The 22,206-nt window shown below is 70.1% G+C and carries 18 protein-coding genes; 15 read left to right on the plus strand and 3 right to left on the minus strand.

The features are described 5' to 3' along the window. Positions 1-117: 117 nt before the first annotated feature. Both serA and BLQ50_RS09650 read right to left on the minus strand, forming a co-directional pair. Complete coding sequence (serA, locus tag BLQ50_RS09645; protein ID WP_093183171.1) at positions 118-1,329, minus strand: phosphoglycerate dehydrogenase; 1,212 nt, start codon at positions 1,327-1,329, stop codon at positions 118-120. 77 nt (positions 1,330-1,406) lie between these two features. Beyond that, entirely contained in the window at positions 1,407-3,641 is a 2,235-nt protein-coding gene (locus BLQ50_RS09650; RefSeq protein WP_093183172.1) for a HelD family protein, read from the minus strand. A 174-nt stretch (positions 3,642-3,815) separates the two neighbouring features. On the opposite strand from BLQ50_RS09650, the gene BLQ50_RS09655 reads away from it, so the two are divergent. The 4 genes from BLQ50_RS09655 to BLQ50_RS09670 all read left to right on the plus strand — a co-directional run bounded on the left by BLQ50_RS09655 (position 3,816) and on the right by BLQ50_RS09670 (position 8,285). Continuing rightward, positions 3,816-5,111, plus strand: coding sequence for a PP2C family protein-serine/threonine phosphatase (locus BLQ50_RS09655; protein ID WP_245701042.1), 1,296 nt, complete (start codon positions 3,816-3,818; stop codon positions 5,109-5,111). After that, positions 5,108-6,739 (plus strand): sensor histidine kinase, encoded by a 1,632-nt coding sequence (locus BLQ50_RS09660; protein ID WP_093183348.1) that lies wholly within the window; start codon positions 5,108-5,110, stop codon positions 6,737-6,739. The genes BLQ50_RS09655 and BLQ50_RS09660 overlap by 4 nt, the downstream gene beginning before the upstream one ends. 72 nt (positions 6,740-6,811) lie before the next feature. Further along, positions 6,812-7,252: a response regulator gene (locus BLQ50_RS09665; RefSeq protein WP_093183174.1), complete on the plus strand. Its 441-nt coding sequence runs from the start codon at positions 6,812-6,814 to the stop codon at positions 7,250-7,252. 79 nt (positions 7,253-7,331) lie between these two features. Continuing rightward, positions 7,332-8,285 (plus strand): PAC2 family protein, encoded by a 954-nt coding sequence (locus BLQ50_RS09670; RefSeq protein ID WP_093183175.1) that lies wholly within the window; start codon positions 7,332-7,334, stop codon positions 8,283-8,285. A gap of 29 nt (positions 8,286-8,314) precedes the next feature. Here the strand turns inward: BLQ50_RS09670 and BLQ50_RS09675 are convergent, their stop codons facing one another. Beyond that, a complete protein-coding gene (locus BLQ50_RS09675) occupies positions 8,315-9,277 on the minus strand; it encodes a spermidine synthase (protein ID WP_093183177.1) in 963 nt (320 codons plus the stop codon). 78 nt (positions 9,278-9,355) lie between these two features. On the opposite strand from BLQ50_RS09675, the gene BLQ50_RS09680 reads away from it, so the two are divergent. The 11 genes from BLQ50_RS09680 to murD all read left to right on the plus strand — a co-directional run bounded on the left by BLQ50_RS09680 (position 9,356) and on the right by murD (position 22,198). Continuing rightward, a complete protein-coding gene (locus tag BLQ50_RS09680; RefSeq protein WP_093183178.1) occupies positions 9,356-9,823 on the plus strand; it encodes an SAV_6107 family HEPN domain-containing protein in 468 nt (155 codons plus the stop codon). After that, the gene (gene dinB / locus BLQ50_RS09685; protein WP_093183350.1) at positions 9,820-11,079 is read left to right on the plus strand and encodes a DNA polymerase IV; all 1,260 of its coding nucleotides are present in this window, start codon (positions 9,820-9,822) and stop codon (positions 11,077-11,079) included. Before BLQ50_RS09680 ends, dinB begins: the two co-directional genes overlap by 4 nt. Positions 11,080-11,120: 41 nt before the next feature. Further along, complete coding sequence (locus tag BLQ50_RS09690; RefSeq protein ID WP_093183179.1) at positions 11,121-11,552, plus strand: DUF3040 domain-containing protein; 432 nt, start codon at positions 11,121-11,123, stop codon at positions 11,550-11,552. 561 nt (positions 11,553-12,113) lie between these two features. Further along, positions 12,114-12,578 (plus strand): division/cell wall cluster transcriptional repressor MraZ, encoded by a 465-nt coding sequence (mraZ, locus tag BLQ50_RS09695; RefSeq protein ID WP_093183351.1) that lies wholly within the window; start codon positions 12,114-12,116, stop codon positions 12,576-12,578. 180 nt (positions 12,579-12,758) lie between these two features. Beyond that, positions 12,759-13,778 (plus strand): 16S rRNA (cytosine(1402)-N(4))-methyltransferase RsmH, encoded by a 1,020-nt coding sequence (rsmH, locus tag BLQ50_RS09700; RefSeq protein WP_093183181.1) that lies wholly within the window; start codon positions 12,759-12,761, stop codon positions 13,776-13,778. A gap of 2 nt (positions 13,779-13,780) precedes the next feature. Further along, complete coding sequence (gene ftsL / locus BLQ50_RS09705) at positions 13,781-14,206, plus strand: cell division protein FtsL (RefSeq protein WP_093183182.1); 426 nt, start codon at positions 13,781-13,783, stop codon at positions 14,204-14,206. A gap of 464 nt (positions 14,207-14,670) precedes the next feature. Next, the gene (locus BLQ50_RS09710; protein WP_245701043.1) at positions 14,671-16,500 is read left to right on the plus strand and encodes a peptidoglycan D,D-transpeptidase FtsI family protein; all 1,830 of its coding nucleotides are present in this window, start codon (positions 14,671-14,673) and stop codon (positions 16,498-16,500) included. An 85-nt stretch (positions 16,501-16,585) separates the two neighbouring features. Next, on the plus strand, positions 16,586-18,250 hold the full coding sequence (locus tag BLQ50_RS09715; protein ID WP_093183185.1) for a UDP-N-acetylmuramoyl-L-alanyl-D-glutamate--2,6-diaminopimelate ligase: 1,665 nt from the start codon (positions 16,586-16,588) through the stop codon (positions 18,248-18,250). Then, entirely contained in the window at positions 18,247-19,635 is a 1,389-nt protein-coding gene (locus tag BLQ50_RS09720; protein ID WP_093183187.1) for a UDP-N-acetylmuramoyl-tripeptide--D-alanyl-D-alanine ligase, read from the plus strand. The genes BLQ50_RS09715 and BLQ50_RS09720 overlap by 4 nt, the downstream gene beginning before the upstream one ends. Then, a complete protein-coding gene (mraY, locus tag BLQ50_RS09725; protein ID WP_093183188.1) occupies positions 19,632-20,708 on the plus strand; it encodes a phospho-N-acetylmuramoyl-pentapeptide-transferase in 1,077 nt (358 codons plus the stop codon). Before BLQ50_RS09720 ends, mraY begins: the two co-directional genes overlap by 4 nt. After that, positions 20,708-22,198 carry a UDP-N-acetylmuramoyl-L-alanine--D-glutamate ligase gene (gene murD, locus BLQ50_RS09730; protein ID WP_281181320.1) on the plus strand — a complete coding sequence of 497 codons (1,491 nt, stop codon included), beginning with the start codon at positions 20,708-20,710 and terminating at the stop codon, positions 22,196-22,198. The genes mraY and murD overlap by 1 nt, the downstream gene beginning before the upstream one ends. Positions 22,199-22,206: the final 8 nt, after the last annotated feature.

The following is a 22,206-nucleotide window of genomic DNA, read 5'->3' on the forward strand; positions in this document are numbered from 1 at the left end:
GCCCCCATCTCAAGATGAGCCATGCACTCGCTCGATGAGCCGTGCACTGGCCCAGACGCCGACAGGCCCTGTCCCGCGAGGGACAGGGCCTGTCGGCGTCTGGGCGTCAGGCGACGATCAGCGCTGCGTCTCGGTGAGCACGCGGAGCTTGATGGTCTGGTCCATCGAGCGCAGGGCGTCGACCACGGCGGCTTCCAGGACCGACCCGACGTCGGTGACGACGTAGCCGATCTCCCCGCGGGTGGCGAGGAGCTGGCCCTCGATGTTCGCGCCGTGCTCGGCCAGCGTCTTGTTGACCGCGGCCAGCACGCCCGGGGTGTTGCGGTGCAGGTGAGCCACCCGGGCCACGCCCGTGGAGTTCTCCAGGGCGAGGTTGGGGAGGTTGACGCTGAGCGTCGTCGTGCCCGTGCGCACGTAGTCCTTGATCTTGTTGGCGACGAACACGCCGATCGACTCCTGCGCCTCGACGGTCGAGCCACCGATGTGCGGGGTCAGGATGACGTTCGGCAGGCCGCGCAGCTCGGACTCGAACTGGTCGCCGCGCTTCTTGGGCTCGGTCGGGAACACGTCGATCGCCGCGCCGGACAGGTGCCCGGAGACGATCGAGTCGTGCAGCGCCTGGGTGTCCAGGACAAAGCCCCGCGAGAGGTTCAGGAAGATCGCGCCCGGCTTCATCTGGGCGAGCTGCTCAGAACCGAAGAGTCCCGCGTTGCCGCTGCGGCCGTCGACGTGGAGGGTGACGATGTCAGCGACGGCGAGCAGCTCGTCGAGCGAGCCCAGACGGCGTGCGTTGCCCAGGGCCAGCTTCTCGGCCGTGTCGTAGAAGACCACGGACATGCCGAGGTTCTCGGCGAGCACGGACAGCTGGGTCCCGATGTTGCCGTAGCCGACGATCCCGAGCGTGCGGCCACGGACCTCGTGCGAGCCCTCGGCGGACTTGTCCCAGATCCCGGCGTGCAGCGCCTTGTCGCGCTCGGTCATCCGGCGGGTGAGCGAGATGATCTCGGCGAGCGCGATCTCGACGACGGAACGCGTGTTGGAGAACGGCGCGTTGAACACGGCGACGCCGTGGTTGGCGGCGCTCTGCAGGTCGATCTGGTTGGTACCGATGCAGAAGGCACCGATGGTCAGCAGGTCCGGGGACGCCTCGATGACCTTGGCGGTCACCTGCGTCTTGGAGCGCAGACCCAGAATGTGCACGCCCTCGAGGGCGGCGATGAGCTCGTTCTCGTCCAGCGCGCCGGATCGGGTCTCAACCTCGATCCCGTGGGCGGCAAAGATCTCGATGGCGAGTGGGTGGACATTTTCGAGGAGGAGGGCCTTCAGCACATGGTCATAGTGCGCCCTGGCCCCGGGAATGACAAAACGGGTCTTGTCACGTGGACGCGGCGCCTAGATGGGCCCCGTCAGGCACTCATCCCGGGCGGCAACGGCCTCGAATGCGTCACGTGAAGGTACTTCGTGGGCCGGGTCATCGCCACGTACAGGTCGGATGCCCCACCCGGTCCGGTGTAGATGTCTGCCGGCTCTTCCAGGACCACCGCGTCGAACTCGAGCCCCTTGACCTGGGCGGGGCTGAGCACGACGACCCCGTCGGCGAGATCGGCAGGGTCTTCGCCACGGGCGAGGGCAAGTGCGAGGAGCCCGGACCGGACCGCATCGGTCTGCCCGGCGGGGACCACGACGGCCACCTGACCGGCGCCGCCAGAGCGCACCTCGCCCACCGTGCGCAGGGCGAGGTCGAGCGTGAGCGCGCGCAGGTCGGCGGCCGCGGCCGGGTGGATCTGCAGGGCGCCGGGGATCTCACGCGCCGACGTGAGCGGGGAGACGGGGAGCCGCGCTGTCAGCGCCATGGTGCGCGCGGCGGTCGCGACGGCCTCGGGCGTACGGTAGTTGACGGTCAGCTCCGACATCCGCCATGCGTCGCGCAGCAGCGGTGTGAGCATGGCCGACCATGACCGCGCGCCGGCCGGTGAGGACGTCTGCGCGACGTCGCCCACGATCGTCATCGACCGCGACGGGCACCGGCGGATGAGCGCACGCCACGCCATGGCCGAGAGCTCCTGGGCCTCGTCGACCACGAGGTGGGCATAGGTCCACGCACGGTCCTTCTCGGCACGCTCGGCCGTGGTGAGGAAGCTGGCGCCGGTCGCGAACCGGTCGGCGAGCATGTCCGCGTTGACCAGGCCGCCGCCGCTGTCGGAGCTCTCCAGGACCTGTCGGGCGTAGTCGAGGGTGTGCGCACGTTGCTCGGCGTCCTGGCGTGCCTGGGCTTTCGCGACCTGGTTGTCCTCGCCGAGGAGCTCGGCCGCCTCGTCGAGCAGCGGGACGTCGGACTCGGTCCAGGGCGACCCGGCCGGGCGGGCCAGGGCGGCCTGCTCAGCGGGGGACAGCTCGTGGGCGACCTGGGCGAGCCGGTGCGGCTTGGCGAACAGGTCCGCGACGAGCTTCTCGGGGGTCAGCGGCATCCACGCGAGGTTGAGCGCGATCCGGATCTCGCGCGTCGTGCGCAGCTCCTCGATCACCTCGGCGCGCTCGTCCTTCTCGATCGAGAAGGACATCTGGTCCACGTACTGCTGCGCCAGCCGGGAGAGCATCTCCCGGACGAAGGTGACCCGGGCCTGGTTGTGCGGCTTGTGGTTGCGGCGGGCCTTGGCGATCGCGTCGCGGATGTCACGGCGCCGGATGACGATGTCGTGTCCGTCGACCCGCAGCCGGACGTCCTGGGCGGGGACCCGCTGGCGCGCGGTGACGGCGCGCCGGATGATCGAGCCGAAGACGGCGCGCCCCTTGATCTCGGCCACGACCGGGCTCTCGGTGGCCCGGGCCGAGAAACCGGGGATGAGGTCGGAGATCGTCGTGGAGACCACGCCGGTCTCACCCAGGGAGGGCAGCACCTGGTCGATGTAGCGCAGGAAGGACTGGCTCGGTCCGATGAGCAGCACCCCGGATCGCTCGAGCAGCCGGCGGTGGGCATAGAGCAGGTAGGCCGCGCGGTGCAGCGCGACGGCGGTCTTGCCGGTCCCCGGACCGCCCTGGACGACCAGGGCGCCCTGGAGGTCGGAGCGGATGATCGCGTCCTGCTCGGACTGGATGGTCGCGACGATGTCGCCCATCCGCCCGGTCCGCCCCGCGGCGAGCGCCGCGAGCAGCGCCCCCTCGCCCGAGAGGTTGAGCTCGCTCACGTGGCTGCCCGGCAGCGTCAGGTCGAGGATCTCGTCCTCGAGCCCGGTCACCTGTCGCCCTGTGGTGACCAGGTGACGACGACGGAAGACGCCGTCGCGGTGGGCCGCCGTGGCGCGGTAGAAGGACTGGGCCGCCGGGGCCCGCCAGTCGGTGAGGATAGAGGTGTGCTGCTCGTCTGTGAGGCCGATCCGGCCGATGTACCGCGTGACCTGGTCGTCGAAGTCGAGGCGACCGAAGCACAGCCGGTCCTCGACGGCCTCCAGGAGCGCGGCCCGGTCCTCGTACAGGGTCGCGAAGGCGTCTCGTTCGCTGCGGTTCTGGGGCGACCCCGACGGACCGCCCCGGCGGACCGCTCCGAGGCGCGCGCGGGTGGCCGCGCGGAGCTCGTCCAACCGCGCGTAGAGCACGTCCAGCGTCTGCTGTTCGACCTGGATCTCGTCGGACTGATCGGCCACGCTTCTCCTCCCAGGAGCCGGCGATCTCGCCGGCACGGAACGTGGCACCCCACGTTCACGACCGTCCAGTATCCCTGATCTCCGGGCCAGGACCTATCTCGCGCGCTCGGGTTGCGTCAAGAACCGTTTACCATCGGGGGACGCACGACGGGAAGCATCGTAGAGGGGGTCCGCGTGAGCCGCGTAAACCAGGATGAACCGGTTCGTATCTTGATCGTCGAGGACGACGACGGCGACGCGCTGCTCGTCGAGGCACTGCTCGAAGACTCCGGGACCGCAGTCACGCTGACTCGTGCCCGGACGGTCGACGAGGCGCTGCGGATGCTCGACGTCGACTGCATCCTGCTCGACCTCGGGCTTCCGGACTCGGTGGGGATCTCCGGGGTCCACCGCATCCAGGCCGCGCCCGAACCGCCTGCTCTGGTCGTCTTCACCGGGATGACCGGCTCTGACCTGGGGATCGAGGCCGTCGCGGCCGGGGCTCAGGACTACCTCGTCAAGCACGAGGCGGGGCCGGACCTGCTCATCCGGGCGGTCCGGTACGCGGTCCAGCGTCGCCTCTCCGACGAACAGGAACGGACGATCTTCCGCAACGGCGTGCGTGAGCGCGAGACAGCGCGCCTGGAGCGCGCGCTCCTGCCCACCCCCGCCCTCATCGACCCCCACCTGGCGGTCCTGGTCGGCTACCTGCCGGGAGGGGACGGTCTGCTCGGAGGCGACTTCTACGACGTCGTCGAGCGCGCGGACGGCACGGTGACCGCCGTGATCGGTGACGTGGCCGGTCACGGACCGGCCGAGGCCGCGCTCGGGGCGACCCTGCGCACCGCGTGGCGGACCCTCGTGCTCGCCGAGACGAGCGACGACAGGATCCTTCCGCTGGTCGAGCGCGTCATGGTCAACGAACGCTCGCGACCGGAGACGTTCACCACCCTGTGCCAGGTCGTCATCTCCGCAGACCGGCGCACGGCGGACCTCTACCTCGCCGGGCATCACGCCCCGATCCTGCTCGGTCCCGCGTCGACGTCGATCGAACCCACGTCGCGCGGTCGGGCGCTGGGGATCCCCATCGACTCGACGTGGCAGGCCCAGCGGCTGGAGTTCGAGGACACCTGGTGGCTCATGCTCTACACCGACGGCCTGCTCGAGGCGACCGTCCTGGACCGGGCGCCAGCCAGTCTTCCCGCCGCGGCGACGGGCGGGGAGGCGGTCGATGGGACGACGGCCCGTGACGCCGGGGCGCCCGTCCCGCGGCCCAGGATCGGGATCGAGGGCCTGCTCGAGGCGGTCAGCTCGGAGTTCCTGCACGGCACCGAGGGGCTCGTGGAACGGATCCTGCGCCGGGTACGCGAGGTCCACGGGGGGCGCCTGGTCGACGACGCCGCGGTGCTCATCCTGGGCTGGCCCGGCCACGGAGACGACGGAGTCGGCCAACGGTCTGCGACCCTCGCCGACTCCGCGGAATGGCGATGACCGACACGTCGATCGAGGCCCCGGCCCCGCCCGAGTCGGTCGCGACGCTGCGTCAGCGGCTCGGGATCACCCTCGTGGCAGCCGGTACGGTCCTCCTGCTCATCGTCGCCGGAGCCGTGTACTCCCTCGCCCAGGTCATGACACTGCAGACCCGGGTGACCCACACGTACTTCGAGGCGATCACCTTCAGCGAAGGTCTGCGCACCTGGCTGGACGACGTCGGTCCCGCGGTCGACGCGTACCTGTCGACCGGGTACCGACCGGCCCTCGATGCCTTCAACGCGTCCCCGGACCTCTCCGCGGCCGACGTTCACGCCTCCCTCGTGGCCGACCTCGGTACGGACTCGCCGACCGTGGCCTCGCTCGAGGCCCTCGCGGCGCGGATCGAGGAGTGGCACACGACGTTCGCGGAGCCGGCGATCGCCGCCGTCGCCCAGGACGGGGTCGGCGCCGCCTCGCCCGAGCTCGTGGCGGCCGGTGAGGTCCTCTTCGCCCAGACCCAGCAGGAGGCGGACGACCTGGCCGCGGAGCTCGCGCGGTCCCGCGCCGTGGCGGCCGACCAGCTCACCCGCTGGACGCGCAACCTCTTCATGACTGTCATGCTGCTCACGGTCGCTGCGCTCGCGGCAGGTCTGGGGGTGTGGCTGACGCTGCGTCGTCGGATCCTGGAACCCTTGGCGGACCTCGCCTCGAAGGCGGAGGCCGTGAGCGGCGGCGCGCTCACCCAAGAGGTGCGCACCAAGGCCCCGGGGGAGATCGCCTCCCTCGCTCATGCGGTGGACACCATGCGGGTCGAGCTCGTCGACCAGATGGCCGCCGCGAAGGAGTCCGAGAAGGAGATCGCCGAGGCTCACCAGCACCTCACCGAGCAGGCCGAGGAGCTGCGCCGGTCGAACAGGGACCTCGAGCAGTTCGCCTACGTCGCCTCGCACGACCTGCAGGAGCCGCTGCGCAAGGTGGCCAGCTTCACCCAGCTGCTGCAGAAGCGCTACGGCGGAGAGCTCGACGAGCGGGCCGACCAGTACATCGACTTCGCGGTCGACGGCGCCAAGCGCATGCAGCGCCTCATCCAGGACCTCCTGGGGTTCTCCCGGGTGGGGCGATCGCTCGACGCACCGCGGCCGGTGGACCTCGCAGACGCCGCCCGCACCGCCGTCGCGACCTTCGACGCGACGATCGCCGACCAGGGCGCCGTGGTGGAGGTGGGAGAGCTGCCCACCGTCGTCGGGCAGCCGACCCTGCTCGTCCAGCTCTTCCAGAACCTGGTGGGCAACGCGCTGAAGTTCCGCGACCCGGAACGGACGCCGCAGATCGAGATCGGCGCCCGGCGCGCCGACGCGGGGTGGGAGCTGTGGTGCACGGACAACGGCATCGGCATCGACGCCCAGTACGTCGACCGGGTGTTCGTGATCTTCCAGCGCCTGCACGCCAAGGACGTCTACGACGGCACTGGGATCGGCCTGGCCCTGTGCAAGAAGATCGTCGAGTACCACGGCGGCGAGATCTGGATCGATGCCCGGGCGCTGGGTGCCGGCGGTGCGGATTCCGCATCGTCGACGGCCGACGGTCGTCCCGCTCGCGGCACCAGCGTGCGGTGGACATTTCCCGACGACGCTCGCGTACCGTAGCCTCACGCCTGCTGCTTGCCACTCAACCACAGCTCCCCGGCCGCGCCTGGTCGCGGGGCACAAGGAGGATCCATGCCCGACGCGACGAACGTGATCGAGGTCCTGCTGGTCGAGGACGACCCCGGTGACGTCCTGATGACGCGTGAGGCCTTCGAGCACAACAAGGTCGTCAACCGGCTCTCGGTGGTCAGCGATGGTGTGAGTGCGATGGACTACCTGCGCAAGCGGGGGGAGTTCGCCGACGCGGTGACGCCCGACCTCATCCTGCTCGACCTCAACCTGCCCCGGATGGACGGCCGCGAGGTGCTCGCCGAGCTCAAGGCCGACCCCGAGCTGCGCAAGATCCCGGTTGTGGTCTTGACCACCTCCGAAGCTGAGGAGGACGTGGTCCGCAGCTACTCCCTCTACGCCAACGCCTTCGTCACCAAACCCGTCGACTTCGACCGCTTCATCGAGGTGGTCCGTCAGATCGACGACTTCTTCGTCACCGTCGTGCGCCTGCCCAACCGCTGAGTCCCCGCCCGCCGGGAAGAAATCGGTTCCCGGTGACGTTCTTGTCAACGACTGACCGACTGTGGACTGGAGGTAGATCGTGCTCGACCCCCGTGGGCTCTATGAGATCGATACCGAGGCGGAAGCGTCGTTGGGTGTGCGTCCCGCAGACGCGCGCGCCGAGACCGCCGCGACCGGGCCGGTCCTGATCAACGCGCTGCGCGGATTCGTCGACGCCGGGAGCGTCGGTACGATCGCCGTCGAGCATCTGCTGGGCCTGGGGGAGACGACCCGCCTGGTGACCTTCGACGCCGACCAGCTCATCGACTACCGGTCCAAGCGCCCGACGATGATCTTCGACACGAACACCTGGTCCGGGTACGACGCACCGAGCATCGCGGTCGACCTGGCCCACGACAACGAGGGGACCCCGTTCCTCGTGCTGCACGGCAACGAGCCCGACCTGCAGTGGGAACGTTTCGTCGCCGCCGTCCTCGAGCTCGTCGACCGCCTCGACGTGTCGATGACGATCGGAATGTACGGCATCCCCATGGGTATTCCGCACACCCGACCCCTCTCGGCGACGCCGCACGCCTCACGCGACGGCCTCATCGCCAACGCGTCGTCGTGGTTCGGGCGCGTCACGGTCCCCGCCGCGGTCGCCAACCTGCTTGAGTTCCGCCTCGGTGAGCGCGGTCACGACTCGCTCGGCTACGCGGTCCACGTGCCGCACTACCTCGCCCAGTCCCCCTACCCGCCGGCCGCGATCATCGCGCTGACCAAGGTGGAGGGTGTCACCGGGCTCGACCTGCGGGTCACCGACCTCGACGAGGCCGCGCTCGAGGCCCGTGAAGAGGTTGTCCGGCAGGTGGGGCAGTCACCCGAGATCGCGGAGCTGGTCCGGGGGCTGGAAGAGCAGTACGACGCGTTCACCCGCTCGGCCGAGCGCCAGAGCCTGCTCGCGGACTCCGCGCCGATCCCGACGGCCGACGAGCTCGGCGCCGAGTTCGAGCGCTTCCTCGCCCAGCAGGGCCAGGAGGGGCAGGGCGCCTGAGCGGTTCCGACCGCGGCGGCGCTGCTGCACTAGGTCGATTGCACGACGTCGCGCAGCACCCGCGCCTGTCCGGCGAACTTTGTCGTCTCGGGGTCGGTGTGCAGGAGCTGGGCGGGGACGGCCAACGTGCGCAGGGCCCGCCCGAGGGCGGCCGAGCCGAGCACGCCGTCGCCCGGCTCCGGCGCGCCGGCTTCCGGTCGCGAGGGCGCGACCAGCACGAGCACGAGGTTGCCGTAGCGGCGGGACTTGAGCAGCGCGGGCTCTGAGACGACGCCGATCTCACCCCGGGCGTCGGTGGCCGGCCCGGCACCGGAGTCGGGTACTGAATCCAGGGCCGCCTGCAGCGCCGTGCGCAGCGTCGCGACCTCCGACCGCGCGCCGTCGAGCGGTGGCCTGTCGGCGCAGTTGATCAGGTAGATGCCGCCCGGACGCAGCACCCGGAGCACATCCCCCACGAACTCGACCGTCAGCAGGTGCGCGGGCGTGGTGTCACCGGCGAAGACATCGCGGATCACGACGTCGGCGCTCGCGGCCGGAAGCGTCGCGAGCTGGGCGCGCGCGTCCCCGGCGCGCAGCCGCAGGCGGGGCGAGCGAGGCAGATCGAACCAGGTGCGGGCGAGCTCGATGAGCCGGGCGTCGATGTCGATGCCGATCTGGCGCGAACCCGGTCGGGTGGCGTCGATGGACCGAGCCATCGCGCACCCGGCCGCGCCGAGGTGGACGACGTCGAGGGGGCCGGTCCGGGTGTGGTCCAGGACCGCGCACATGATGTCCATGTACTCGAAGCCGACGTTGCGCGGGTCGTCGAGGTCGATGAACGAGCTGGGGACACCGTTGATCATGACGGTCAGCGCGCGCGGGTCGTCGCGGTCGGGCACGAGCTCGACCGATCCGGAGTCCGTCTCGATCGGGCCGACGGGGAGTGCGGGCTGAGTCGACCGCTTTGTCAGTGGTCCGGTGGAGGATGAGTTTCGAGAAGCACGGCGGGCCATGTGGCAAGGGTAGACGGAGGTCGAACCCTTGACAGGTATCGAACGAGTGTTCGATACTGGACGGAGGAGGTGCGGGAGATGGAACGTGCAGACGCGATGACCACGGCAGGTGCTCCGAGCGCGGGCACGGACCACGCACCGGTCGCCAAGGCAGCCGTCGAGCTCGTCGCACGGTGCGACGCGGAGCTGTTGGCGGCCCAGCTGGCGACCGACCCGGCCGAGCGGTTCCTGCACGCGCACCTGGCTGCGCTCCGGCTTGCAGGTGCGCTGCTGCTGGCGGCGGACGCGCGCCCGCCGCGTGGCCGGACGCGCAGCGCCTGGGACCGCCTGACGGCTGCCGAGCCGGGGTGCGCCGCCTGGGCGGCATTCTTCACCTCCGGCGCACGGGTCCGCGCGGCGATCGACGCCGGTCGGCCCGACACCGTCGACGACGCCTTCGCCAGCACCTGGGTCGCCGCCGCCGAGGACTTCCGGGACGCGGTCTGCGTGCGGCTCGGCATCGATCCCTTCGCCGACCTGCGGTCCGCGATGGCGTGGGCGTCATGAGTCGCGGACCGCGGGCCGAGGGTGCGCACAGGTCCTGGGGCACCCAGGACTCGGACTGTTCGATCCTCCACGTCGACATGGACGCCTTCTTCGCCTCGGTCGAGGTCGCGCGGCGCCCGCACCTGCGTGGACTCCCCGTGATCGTGGCCGGATCGGAGCGGGCCGTCGTGCTGGCCGCCACGTACGAGGCGCGCGCCTTCGGCGTGCGCTCGGCGATGCCGGTCGGCGCCGCACGACGGTTGTGCCCGCAGGCGGTCTACATCCCACCGGACCATGCCGCCTACCGTGCCGCCTCGGAGGAGCTCATGGAGATCCTGCGCGAGGTGACCACCCTCGTCGAGCCGATCAGCGTCGACGAGGCGTTCCTCGACGTCAGCGGTGCCCGGCGACGCCTCGGGTCCTCGACGTCGATCGCCCGTCAGATCAGGGAACGGGTCCAGGCGCGGCTCGGCATCACGTGCTCGGTGGGGGTGGCGTCGTCGAAGTTCGTGGCGAAGCTGGCCTCGACCCACGCCAAGCCCGACGGGATGATGCTCATCCCGAGGGACGCGACGGTCGCGTTCCTGCGGACGCTGCCGGTCGGAGCACTCTGGGGGGTCGGTGGCAAGACTGAGGAGAACCTCGCGCGCTGGGGGATCTCGACGGTCGCAGAGCTCGCCGACACCGATCCCATGGTGCTGCGCCAGATCCTGGGCGAGGCGGCCGGCGCCCACCTTCACGACCTGGCCTGGGGGAGGGACGCCCGGCCGGTCGAGCCGACCCGCACCGAGCAGAGCATCGGCGCCGAGACAACCTTCGCCACGGACGTCTACGACATGTCGTTCGTCGAGTCGAAGCTTCTCGACCTGGCCGACCGGTGCGCCCATCGGCTCCGGGCACAGGAGGTCCTGGCTCGGACCGTCAGCGTCAAGGTGCGGACGAGCGACTTCCGGACGCTCACCCGCTCACGGTCTCTTGTCTCCCCGTCGGACAGCGGCCACGAGATCTATCTTGTGGCTCGCGAGCTTGTGTCGTCGGTCGATCTTCGAGGCCTGCCCGTCCGCCTCGTCGGCGTGCGCGGGGAAGGGCTGGAGCGCAGGTCAACCGCTGTGCTGCAGCTCACCCTCGAGGATGCCGTCGGGGGGAAGACCGAGCAGCAGCGCCTTGCCGATGCGGCGATGGACCAGGTTCGGATGCGATTCGGGCGATCTGCGATCCGTCCGGCCGCCTCGGGAAGGGGGCCGACTACCGTCTTGCCTCAAGTCGAACTATCCTGATGTATGACAAGGTCTCACCCAACAAAAGTGCGGGGGTAGCGATGCCTCTGTCCGAATACGAGCAACGTGTTCTGGAACAGATGGAGCGAGAGCTCACGTCTGATGATCCACGGCTCGCAACAACGTTGACCTCGACGACGTCGCGGTCTGGTGCGCGGTACGTCATTGCTGGCATCGGCCTGGTGGTGGGGCTGCTCGCCCTGGTGCTCGGCGCGGCACAGTCTGTCCCCTGGGTAGGGGTGATCGGGTTCGTGATCATGTTTGCGGCCGTCACCTACGCACTCACCCCGCCGAAAAGGCGTCCGGTGGGTCCGCTCGGCACCGTGTCGGAGTCCGGGTCGATCAACCCGACGAAGGCGGGGACCTCGAACGGATCCCGATCGAGGTCGGGGCCTGCGCCGCAGCGGCCACAGAACCGGGGCTCCTTCATGCACCGGCTCGAGGAACGATGGGACCGTCGGCGCGGCGAATGATGCCGCAGGCCACGAGCTCCATATCGACGGCAAGCTCGACATTGATGCGAACTCGACATTGACGCGAGCTCGACATTGACGGAGTGGCCGCCCACCCGTAGGACCAAGACCTGACCCGAGGGAGTCGGCTGCGATGCAGCCGACTCCCTCTGTCGTGCGCCGTCCTTCCCGACGCCCCCCGCCCCGCTCGCCCCCGTGTCGCGCTCGCGCCGTCTCGCGCGCTCCGTGCCTCCGCCGAACTCGTCGACTGTTTGCCGAGCTCGTGAACAAGGCCCGTTCTCGCGACCGCCCCCACTTCCCTCCACCGGACCGTGTCAGGCGAGCCGGCAGCGCTGGAAATGGAGGGTTTCTCGGCGTTTGGGGGGCGTTTCAGGCTCTCGTCAATAGACGGTTGGCTCCCAAAGGCGTCAAAGCGAGACCTTGGACGTTCAACTCCCTCCACTTCTCCCCACCGCTGTGACCTGCGCATTTGATGGCGCGTGGGTGAAGTTTTGGTGTTCGCCCGAGAGGAGTGGAGGGAAGTGGAGTACCGTGGAGCCACTGGAGCAGAAGGGGAGGGTCGTGAGCGAATCGTTCGGTGGCTCGCCCAGCCTGCTCTTGGGGACGTACACCCCTCGTCTTGACGAGAAGGGGCGACTGATCCTCCCCGCGAAGTTCCGAGCCCAGCTTGCGCCGGGCCTGGTGATGACGCGGGGACAGGAACGCTGCCTCTTCTTGCTGCCGATGGACGAGTTTCGTCGCATGTACGAGCAGATCCGGCAGGCCCCCGTGACGAGCAAGCAGGCGCGCGACTACCTGCGGGTCTTCCTCTCGGGAGCAAGCGACGAGATGCCCGACAAGCAGGGACGGATCTCCATCCCGGCCAACCTCCGTGAGTACGCGGGGCTCGGCAGGGAAGTTGCAGTGATCGGAGCGGGCACCCGCGTCGAGATCTGGGACGCGTCGTCGTGGGACGCCTACCTGGCAGAGCAAGAGGCCGGGTACGCCGACACCGCCGAAGAAGTCCTTCCGAGCCTGCGGTTTTAGCAGGTGCAGCACGCACGATGAGGCCTCCTCCCGCTCGGTCTGACGCACTTCCCCGGTGTCAGACAGTCGCGGAGGGAGACCTGATCGGGTGTACCGCAAGCAGTACAGACGGTGCGCGAGGCCCGGCCTGAGCACGGCAGTCCCCGACGAAGACCCATCGGCAGAGCAGGAGGACGAAGCATGACGCCAGCAGACGAGGACGGTTCACAGCCGTCTGGCGATGCCGCAGACCGTCATGTTCCTGTTCTCCTCGAGCGCTGCGTGGACCTCCTGGCTCCCGCACTCGAGGCTCCAGGAGCCGTCTACGTCGACTGCACGCTCGGGATGGGTGGTCACACCGAAGAGGTCCTGCGACGCTTCCCCCAGGTTCGGGCGATCGGCATCGACCGGGACCAGCAGGCGCTTGAGCTTGCGGGCGCCCGGCTGGCCCGCTTCGGCGACCGTTTCACCGGCGTCCACGCCGTCTACGACGAGATCGGCGAGGTCCTCGCGGACCTCGCTATACCGTCCGTGCAGGGCGTCCTCATGGACCTTGGGGTCTCCTCCCTGCAGATCGACGAGTCCGAGCGGGGGTTCTCCTACGCCCAGGACGCACCCTTGGACATGCGGATGGATTCCACAGCCGAGCTGACCGCGGCGCAGGTCCTCAACACCTATGACGAACGCGACCTGACACGGATCCTGCGCGAGTACGGCGAGGAGCGCTACGCCTCCAAGATCGCCAGGTCCATCGTCGCCCGCCGTCAGACGACTCCGTGGGAGCGGTCAGCCGCCCTCGTCGACCTTGTCCGTGCGTGCATCCCGGCCGCGACCCGCAAGGGACAGGGCAACCCGGCCAAACGCACCTTCCAGGCCTTGCGCATCGAGGTCAACGGCGAGCTCGAAGTCTTGGCGCGGGCGCTCCCGGCCGCTGTCGAGGCCCTGGCCGTGGGCGGCCGGATCGTCGTGGAGTCCTACCACTCGCTCGAGGACCGGCTCACCAAACGTGAGCTGGTCCGCGGCGCGACGTCGAGCGCTCCTCCGGACCTCCCGGTCGAGCCGGAGACCCACAAGCCCTACCTCACGCTGCTCACCCGCGGCGCCGAGGAGGCCGACGCGGCCGAGCTCGAACGCAATCCTCGTTCCGCCTCGGTCCGGTTGCGAGCCGCACAACGACTCCGTCCAACGCCTACCCATATGAAGAGTCGATCGGAGCGCTGATCATGAGTTCTGCACACACCAGTGCTGCGCGGGTTCTTCCCGTCCGCGAGACCTCGGTCCCGGCTAGCCGCCCGAGCGAGGCCGTGCCTCGGCTGCGGCTCGTCCAGGCGCCTGTGCACGCGCGCAGCCGAGTCCCCTTCGTGCTCACCTGCATCGGGATCCTCGGTGCCGCACTGCTGGGCACCCTCGTCCTGAACACGGCGATGGCCGACGGCTCCTATGAGGCACAGCGGATCAAGCGTGAGCTCGCCGTCCAGGCGCAGGCCACCGACCGCTACCAGGCCGACCTCGACGCGCTGACCTCACCGCAGGCCCTCGCCGCCCAGGCCACGGCGCTGGGCATGGTCCAGGTTGCGAACCCGGGGATACTCAGGCTCTCCGACCAATCGATCTTCGGTGGTGCTGCCGCGCCGGAGGCAGGTCAGTGACCACGGCGCGCCCCGCGGGCTCCCGAGACGATCGCACGCCCGCGACCCGCAGTGGTGGCACGCGCGACTCCGGCAGGGGAGATCTCGTGAAGGGTGCCGGCGCCAGAGCCGCGTCCAAGAGTGGGCGCACCTCCGGCTCGACGTCGACGGCCAAGCCGTCGTCGCCGGCACAGGACAAGCCTCACCGTCCGGCAGGCGCCCGCTCGACGACGCGCACCACCGCCGGGCGCGCCACGCCTGCCCGGACGACTGCAGCACGTGGAGACGGAGGTGCCGTGGGGGCACCGCGCGGGGCTGCCGCGACGTCGTCCAGGGCGAAGACGTCCGCTCGGTCCCCCCGTGTCTCATCCCCCCGTGCCTCCACGCGCGATGGCGACACCTCCGCACGCACCCCGGCTGCGAAGGCGTCCGACCCGCGCCCCACCCGGGGACCCGACAAGCGCCGGCGGAAGGTGGGCGCAGGCATGACCGCGGTTGCGCTCCGGAGCGGGTCAGGAACGCTCACGTCCTCGCGGCGCCCGCCCCGCCCCCCTCGACCACCGAAGGCGGCCAAGCCTGCCCGCACAGGCAACCCCAACGGCCGGATCCGGGTGCTGAGCATCGCCGTGATGGTCGTACTGGTGCTCTTCACCGGTCGGCTGATCTACGTCCAGGCGTACCTGGGGCCTGCGCTGGCTGCCGAAGCCCAGAGCCTGCGGATCCGCACGATCACCATCCCGGCGGTGCGCGGCCAGATCACCGACCTGGACGGGAACATCCTGGCGACCTCGGTCGACCGCTACAACATCTTCGCCGACCAGCCGCTCATCGCGGCCTGGAAGCACTCCGTCGACGGGACGATCAAGGGCGGACCGACCGAAGCGGCGCGCCTGCTCGCCCCGATCCTCGAGCTCTCGGCCCCCGAGCTGGCGGCTGCACTCAACGGGGAGAAGAACCAGCACAAGACCATCACGATGGATGTGTCCCAGGAGACCTGGGACGCTATCCGCGCGCTGAAGATCTCCGGCATCTTCGCCGAGTCTCAGCCCGAGCGGTCCTACCCGGCCGGAACCACCGGCGGAAACATCGTCGGCTTCACCGGCCAGGACGGCAACGGCCAGTCCGGCCTGGAGTACTCCCTCAACGACATCCTCTCCGGCTCGGCCGGCAGCACGACCTACGAGGGCGGCCGGTCCGGTCACGTCATCCCGACCGGTGAACAGTCCAGCACCGAAGCGGTCCCGGGGGACGACGTCACCCTGACGATGATCCGCGATCTGCAGTGGATGGCGAAGGCGGCCCTTGAGGAGCAGATCACGAAGATGGGCGGCACCGGGGGATTCCTCGTCGTCACCAACATCAAGACCGGCGCAATCTACGCCCTCGCCGACGCGGGATCGATCGACCCGAACAACCCGACCGGCTTCGGCGGAAGCCAAGCGATCTCGACGATCTTCGACCCCGGGTCGACCGCGAAGATCGTCACCATGTCCGCGCTCATCGAGACGGGCCTGGCCACACCGACCGATCAGTTTGTCGTCCCGGATCGCTACACGACCGTCAACAACCAGACCTTCAAGGACTCCCACGACCACGCGGACGCGAACTGGACGCTCACCGGCATCCTCGCGGAGTCGTCCAACACCGGCACGGTCATGGTCGGGCAGAAGCTGCCGCAGCAGGTCCGCCACGATTACCTCACGAAGTTCGGTTTCGGTTCCAAGACCGGCGTCGAGCTCGCCGGGGAGGAGAAGGGCCTGCTCGCCGAGGCCGACAAGTGGGACGGCAGCACCAAGTACGCGGTGCTCTTCGGCCAAGGTTTTTCGGTGACCGCGCTCCAGGCGACCAACGTGTTTGCGACCATCGCCAACGGGGGCGTCCGGATGACCCCGCATCTGGTCGCCGGCACGACCGACGCCGCTGGGATCTTCACTCCCTCCGTCCAGCCCGAAGGGGTGCGAGTGGTCTCGGAGAGCACGGCCGACCAGGTCCTGAAGATGACCGAGTCGGCCGTCCTCGACGGGACCGGAGCGGGCGCGGAGATCGCCGGCTATCGCGTCGCCGGTAAGACCGGCACGGCGCAGATCCCCGGCCCTTCCGGGCAGCTGGACGGCATCCTGTCCTCCTTCATCGGGGTCGCCCCGGCGGACGACCCCCGGATCGCGGTGGGTGTCTTCATCGAGAACCCCACCGCGTCGATCTATGGCGGCGTCGTCGCAGCACCCGTCTTCTCCGAGGTCACGGCGTTCGCGCTGCAGAAGCTCGGGGTGGTACCGAGCGGAACGACCCCAGATCTCTTCCCCACGACCTGGTGATCACGTGCACGCTGCAGTCGCCATGGGCGCCCGGCATGCGACAGCGGACTCAGGATCTAGTCCCACCCGCGATAGATTGGCACCCATGACTTCCGTGCAGGGCCTCATGCGCCCGACCGCGCAACGACCACGTTCCGTGGGGGACCTCGCGCACGCGCTCGGCCTCGGAGCACGCCCGGCCGACGCCGCCGTCACGCTCACCGGAGTGGCCGCGAGCAGCGCGGACGTCGTCCCAGGGGATCTCTTCATCGCACTTCGCGGCACCGCCTCGCACGGCGCCCGGTACACCGGGAGGGCCGTCCGCGCGGGTGCCGCCGGTGTCCTCACCGACCACGACGGCCAGGGGATCGTGGAGGCCGCGATCTCAGCCGGCACCTGCCCCGCGGTCCCGGTCCTGACGATGCCCGCCGGCACCGACCCCCGCTCGATGCTCGGCGCGGTCGCGACCTGGTTCTACGACCATCCGGGCGACGCCCTGACGACCTTCGCGGTGACCGGGACGAACGGCAAGACGACCACGACGTACCTCATCGACCACCTGCTGTCCGCGATAGGACGCACGGTCGGGCTGATCGGCACGGTCGAGACACGCTCCGGGGCCCGCGTCCTGCCCAGCCGGCTGACCACCCCGGACGCCGCCGCGCTCCAGGGCGTCCTCGCGGTCATGCGCGAGGACCGGGTGGACGCCCTCGCGATGGAGGTGTCCTCGCACGCCTTGGTCCAGCACCGCGTCGACGGGATCGTCTTCGACGTGGCTGGGTTCACCAACCTCAGCCAGGACCACCTCGACTTCCACGGGACCCTCGAGGACTATTTCCTGGCCAAGGCCGAGCTCTTCACCCCGAGCCGTGCTCGCCGCGGCGTCGTGATCGTCGATGAGACATGGGGCCGACGGCTCGCCTCGACCGTGACGATCCCGGTTGTGACGCTGCGTACCGCCGACGGCCTGGACGACCCCGACCAGTCCGCTGCCGACCAGCCCGCCGCCGACTGGGCCGTCGTGGACGTCGAGGCCGGCCCCACCGGCTCGGCCTTCACCCTGGTTCACCGGGACGGACGGACCGTGTCCACGTCGACCTCGCTGCCCGGCGCCTTCAACGTCGCCAACGCCGCCCTCGCGCTCGTCATGGTCATCGAGAGCGGGGTCGACGTGGCCGTCCTCACAGCCGCGCTCGAGGGGATCGGGGGAGTGGACGCGGCCGTCCCTGGCAGGATGGAACCTGTTGCCAGCGAGCCCCGGGTGATCGTCGACTTTGCTCACAACCCGGACGCTCTTGGCCTGGCGATCGCAGCCCTGCGGCCGACGACCGTGGGACGGCTCATCGTCGTCTTCGGTGCGACCGGCGAGCGGGACACAGGCAAGCGACCGATCATGGGAGCTGTGGCCGTCGGGCTCGCGGACGTGGTCGTGGTGACCGACGACGACCCGCACGGTGAGGACGCCTCGCAGATCCGGCAGCAGGTCCTGGTCGGAGCCCGCGCGGCGGCCGGTCCAGACGGCGAGGTCGGCTCGGCGGGGGCGCGAGCAGGGGCGCGACAGGTCGAGGTGCTGGAGATCGCCCCGCGGGCGCGCGCCATCGCCGAGGCGATCCGCCACGCACGGGACGAGGATACTGTCCTGGTCGCGGGGCGGGGGCACGAGGTGTGGCAGGAGATCAACGGGGTGGACCACCCTCTCGACGACCGCGTCGAGGCACGCGCCGCAGCTGCGGCGCGCAGGAATGACATGACGAAGGAGCTCAGCAAGTGATCGATCTGACCGCAGCGGAAGTTGCGCAGCTCACCGGTGGCGCCCTGCAGGCGGCTCCCGGCACCCGGGTTGCCGGTCCAACGGTGATCGACTCACGCAAGGTCGCCGCGGGCAGCCTGTTCGTCGCACTGGCCGGGGAGACCTCCGACGGTCACGACCACGCTGCGGCCGCGGTCACCGCCGGCGCGACCCTGGTTCTGGCGAACCGGCAGATTGACGGCGTCCCCGCCGTCGTCGTCGACGACGTCCCCCGTGCCCTCGGCCTGCTCGCCGCCGACCACCTGCGCAAGCTGCGCGCGGGTGGTGGCCTGCGGGTGGTCGCGGTGACGGGATCCGTCGGCAAGACCACGACCAAGGACCTGCTCGGCCAGGTGCTGCGCCCCTCGGGCGAGACCGTCCTGCCCGAGGCATCCTTCAACAACGAGATCGGCCTCCCGCTGACCGTCCTGGAGGCCGGCCCGTCCACGACGTACCTCGTGCTCGAGATGGGCGCCTCCGCAGCCGGCGACCTGACCTACCTCACGGGCATCGCGCCGCCCGACGTCTCGATCGTGCTGGCCGTGGGCACCGCCCACCTGGGCGGCTTCGGGGGGATCGAGGCGGTCGCCCGGGCGAAGTCGGAGATCGTCACCGGGCTGGCGCCCGGCGGCGTGGCGGTCCTCAACGCCGACGACCTGCGGGTCGTGGCCATGCGAGAGATCGCCCCCGACCGCGTCGTGACCTTCGGAACTGTGCGCGACTCCACGCTGCGGGCCCGCGACATCAGCGTCGACCGGGCCGGCCGGGTCTCCGCCGTCCTGACCATGGGCGACGAGGCGCATGCCGTCACCCTCAACCTCTACGGCGAGCACCACCTGACCAACGCGCTCGCCGCCGCTGCAGCCGCCGTCGAGCTCGGCGTGTCGCTCGCCGACGCGGCCGCTCGGATCTCCGGGGCGCAGGCGCTCAGCCCGCACCGGATGGCCGTGACCGAACGCGCGGACGGCGTCACGATCATCGACGACTCCTACAACGCGAACCCCGACTCGATGCGGGCGGCTCTCAAGTCCCTCGCCGTCATGGCGGGGCGTGATCGCCGGTCGATCGCGGTCCTCGGGGACATGCTCGAGCTCGGCGCCGGGTCCCGGGCCGATCATGAGGCGATCGGCCTCCTTGTCGTCCGGCTCAACATCAAGCTGCTCATCGTCGTCGGCGACGGTACCTCGGGTCTCGCCGACGGCGCGATCCAGGAAGGGTCATGGGGCGAAGAGGTCCTCGAGCTTCCCGACGTCGCCGCCGCGGCGGACTTCCTGGCCGGTGAGCTGCGCGAGGGCGACGTCGTGCTGGTGAAGTCCTCCAACGGCGCCGGGCTGTGGCGCCTGGGCGACGAGCTGGTCGCTTCATGATCGCTGTCCTCGTCTCGGCGGGTGTCTCGCTCCTTGTCGCGCTGCTGTGCACGCCGTTGTTCATCAAGTTCCTGGTCAAGCGCAACTACGGCCAGTTCATCCGGCAGGACGGACCTACCGCGCACTTCACCAAGCGCGGGACGCCAACCATGGGTGGCGTCGTCATCATCGGCGCCACGCTCGTCGGGTGGGCCGCCTCCTGCGTGGTGAGCGGCCGACTCCCGTCGGTGTCGTCCGTCCTGGTGATCTTCCTCATGACCGGCCTCGGCCTGGTCGGCTTCCTCGACGACTACATCAAGATCTCCAAGCAGCGGAGCCTCGGCCTGTCCGCTCGATGGAAGATCATCGGGCAGGGGATCGTCGGGATCAGCTTCGCGATCCTCGCGCTGCAGTTCCCGAACGCCAACTTCCGTACGCCCGCGTCGACGAAGATCTCCTTCATCCGCGACACCAACATCGACCTCGCCTTCGCGGGCGTGACTCTCGGCTTGATCTTGTTCGTGCTGTGGGCGAACCTCATCATCACCGCGTGGTCGAATGCGGTGAACCTCACCGACGGCCTCGACGGCCTGGCGACCGGCGTCTCGCTCATGGTGTTCGGCGGCTACGTCATCGTCGCCATCTGGCAGTTCAACCAGAACTGCCAGTGGGCCGTGGGGCCGCGGTGCTACGAGGTCCGTGACCCTCTCGATCTCGCGGTCGTCGCGGCCGCCCTTGTCGGAGCGCTCTTCGGTTTCCTGTGGTGGAACGCCTCCCCGGCGAAGATCTTCATGGGCGACACCGGATCCCTCGCCCTCGGTGGCGCGCTCGCCGGGCTGTCGATCCTCAGCCGCACCGAGCTGCTCGCGATCATCCTGGGCGGCCTGTTCGTCCTCGTCGTGCTCTCCGACGTGATCCAGATCGGCTTCTTCAAGATGACCGGGCGGCGGGTGTTCAAGATGGCGCCGCTGCATCACCACTTCGAGCTGTCCGGCTGGGGCGAGGTCACGATCGTCATCCGGTTCTGGATCATCGCCGGGCTGTTCGTCGCCCTGGGCCTGGGAATCTTCTACGCAGAGTGGGTCGTCGGATAGTGGTCGACCTCGCACGGTCCACAGTTCTGGTGGCCGGCCTGGGCATGACCGGACGCGCGGTCGCCCGAGTGCTGGCCACCCGCGCGCGCACGGTCCTCACGATCGACGCCGGTGCCCCCGACGCGGACTTCCACGACGCGTCCGACGTCGACCTCGCTGCGGTCGACGTCGTGATCGCCTCCCCAGGCTGGCGCCCGACAAACCCGGTGTTCCTCGCGGCTCACGCGGCCGGCGTGCCCGTCTGGAGCGAGATCGAGCTCGCGTGGCAGCTGCGCGTGGCCACAGCCGCGACCGGTGAGCCGGCCCCCTGGCTCGCGCTGACCGGGACCAACGGCAAGACCACGACCGTGGAGATGCTCGCCTCGATCCTGGCCGCGGACGGCCGCAAGGCCGCAGCCGTGGGCAACGTGGGGCGCCCGCTGGTCGAGGCCGTGATCGACCCTGACCTCGAGGTCCTCGCGATCGAGCTGTCGAGCTTCCAGCTGCACTTCACAGAGTCGATGTCCGCGCAGGTGGCCGCGGTGCTCAACGTCGCGCCCGACCACATCGACTGGCACGGCTCCTTCGAGGAGTACGCCGCGACCAAGGGCAAGGTGTACGACGGCGTCCAGGTCGCCTGCGTCTACAACGTCCAGGACCCGCTCACCGAGCGGCTCGTCCGCGAGGCGGACGTGGTGGACGGCGCGCGCGCGGTCGGCTTCACGCTGGGCGCTCCGGCGCGGTCCCAGCTCGGCGTCGTGGAGGGGATCCTCGTCGACCGTGCCTTCCACGCGGCCGGCGACGACCCCGCCCGGCACACCGTCGCGGCCGAGCTCGCCTCCTACACCGACCTGGCCCACCTCGCCAGGCCCGACGGCACGGTGCCCTCCCACGTGGTGGCCAACGCGCTCGCCGCGGCTGCGCTGGCCCGCGGCTACGGGGTGTCTGCCGCAGCCGTGCGGGACGGCCTGCGCGCCTTCACCCCGGGCGGCCACCGGATCGAGACGGTCGCGTTCGCTCCCGCACGGGTGCCGGCGTCCCTGGACGCTCCCGCACCAGACCCAGAGACCGTGGCGGACCGGCGGCCGGTCGCCTTTGTCGATGACTCCAAGGCCACCAACGCCCACGCCGCGTCCGCGTCCCTGGCGTCTTTCGCCCCCGGATCGGTCGTCTGGATCGCGGGCGGACTGGCCAAGGGAGCGACCTTCGACGAGCTCGTCGCCAGCCGCGCGGACCGGTTGCGCGCGGTCGTGCTGATCGGCGTCGACCATCACGAGCTGCGCGAGGCGCTGGCCCGACACGCGGGCGACATCCCCGTCGTCGAGGTGGATCCTGGTGACACTGAGACGGTGATGCAGCGCGCCGCCGACCAGGCCCACGAGCTCGCCCGACCGGGCGACACGGTCCTGCTCGCGCCCGCCAGCGCGTCGATGGACCAGTTCGCCTCCTACGCCGAGCGTGGGGAGTCCTTCGCGCGTCAGGCGCGCAGGATCGCCGCGGCGGCAGGGTAGGTGGCCAC

The sequence above is a fragment of the Sanguibacter gelidistatuariae genome, from assembly GCF_900096585.1.
Taxonomy (GTDB): Bacteria; Actinomycetota; Actinomycetes; order Actinomycetales; family Cellulomonadaceae; genus Sanguibacter; species Sanguibacter gelidistatuariae.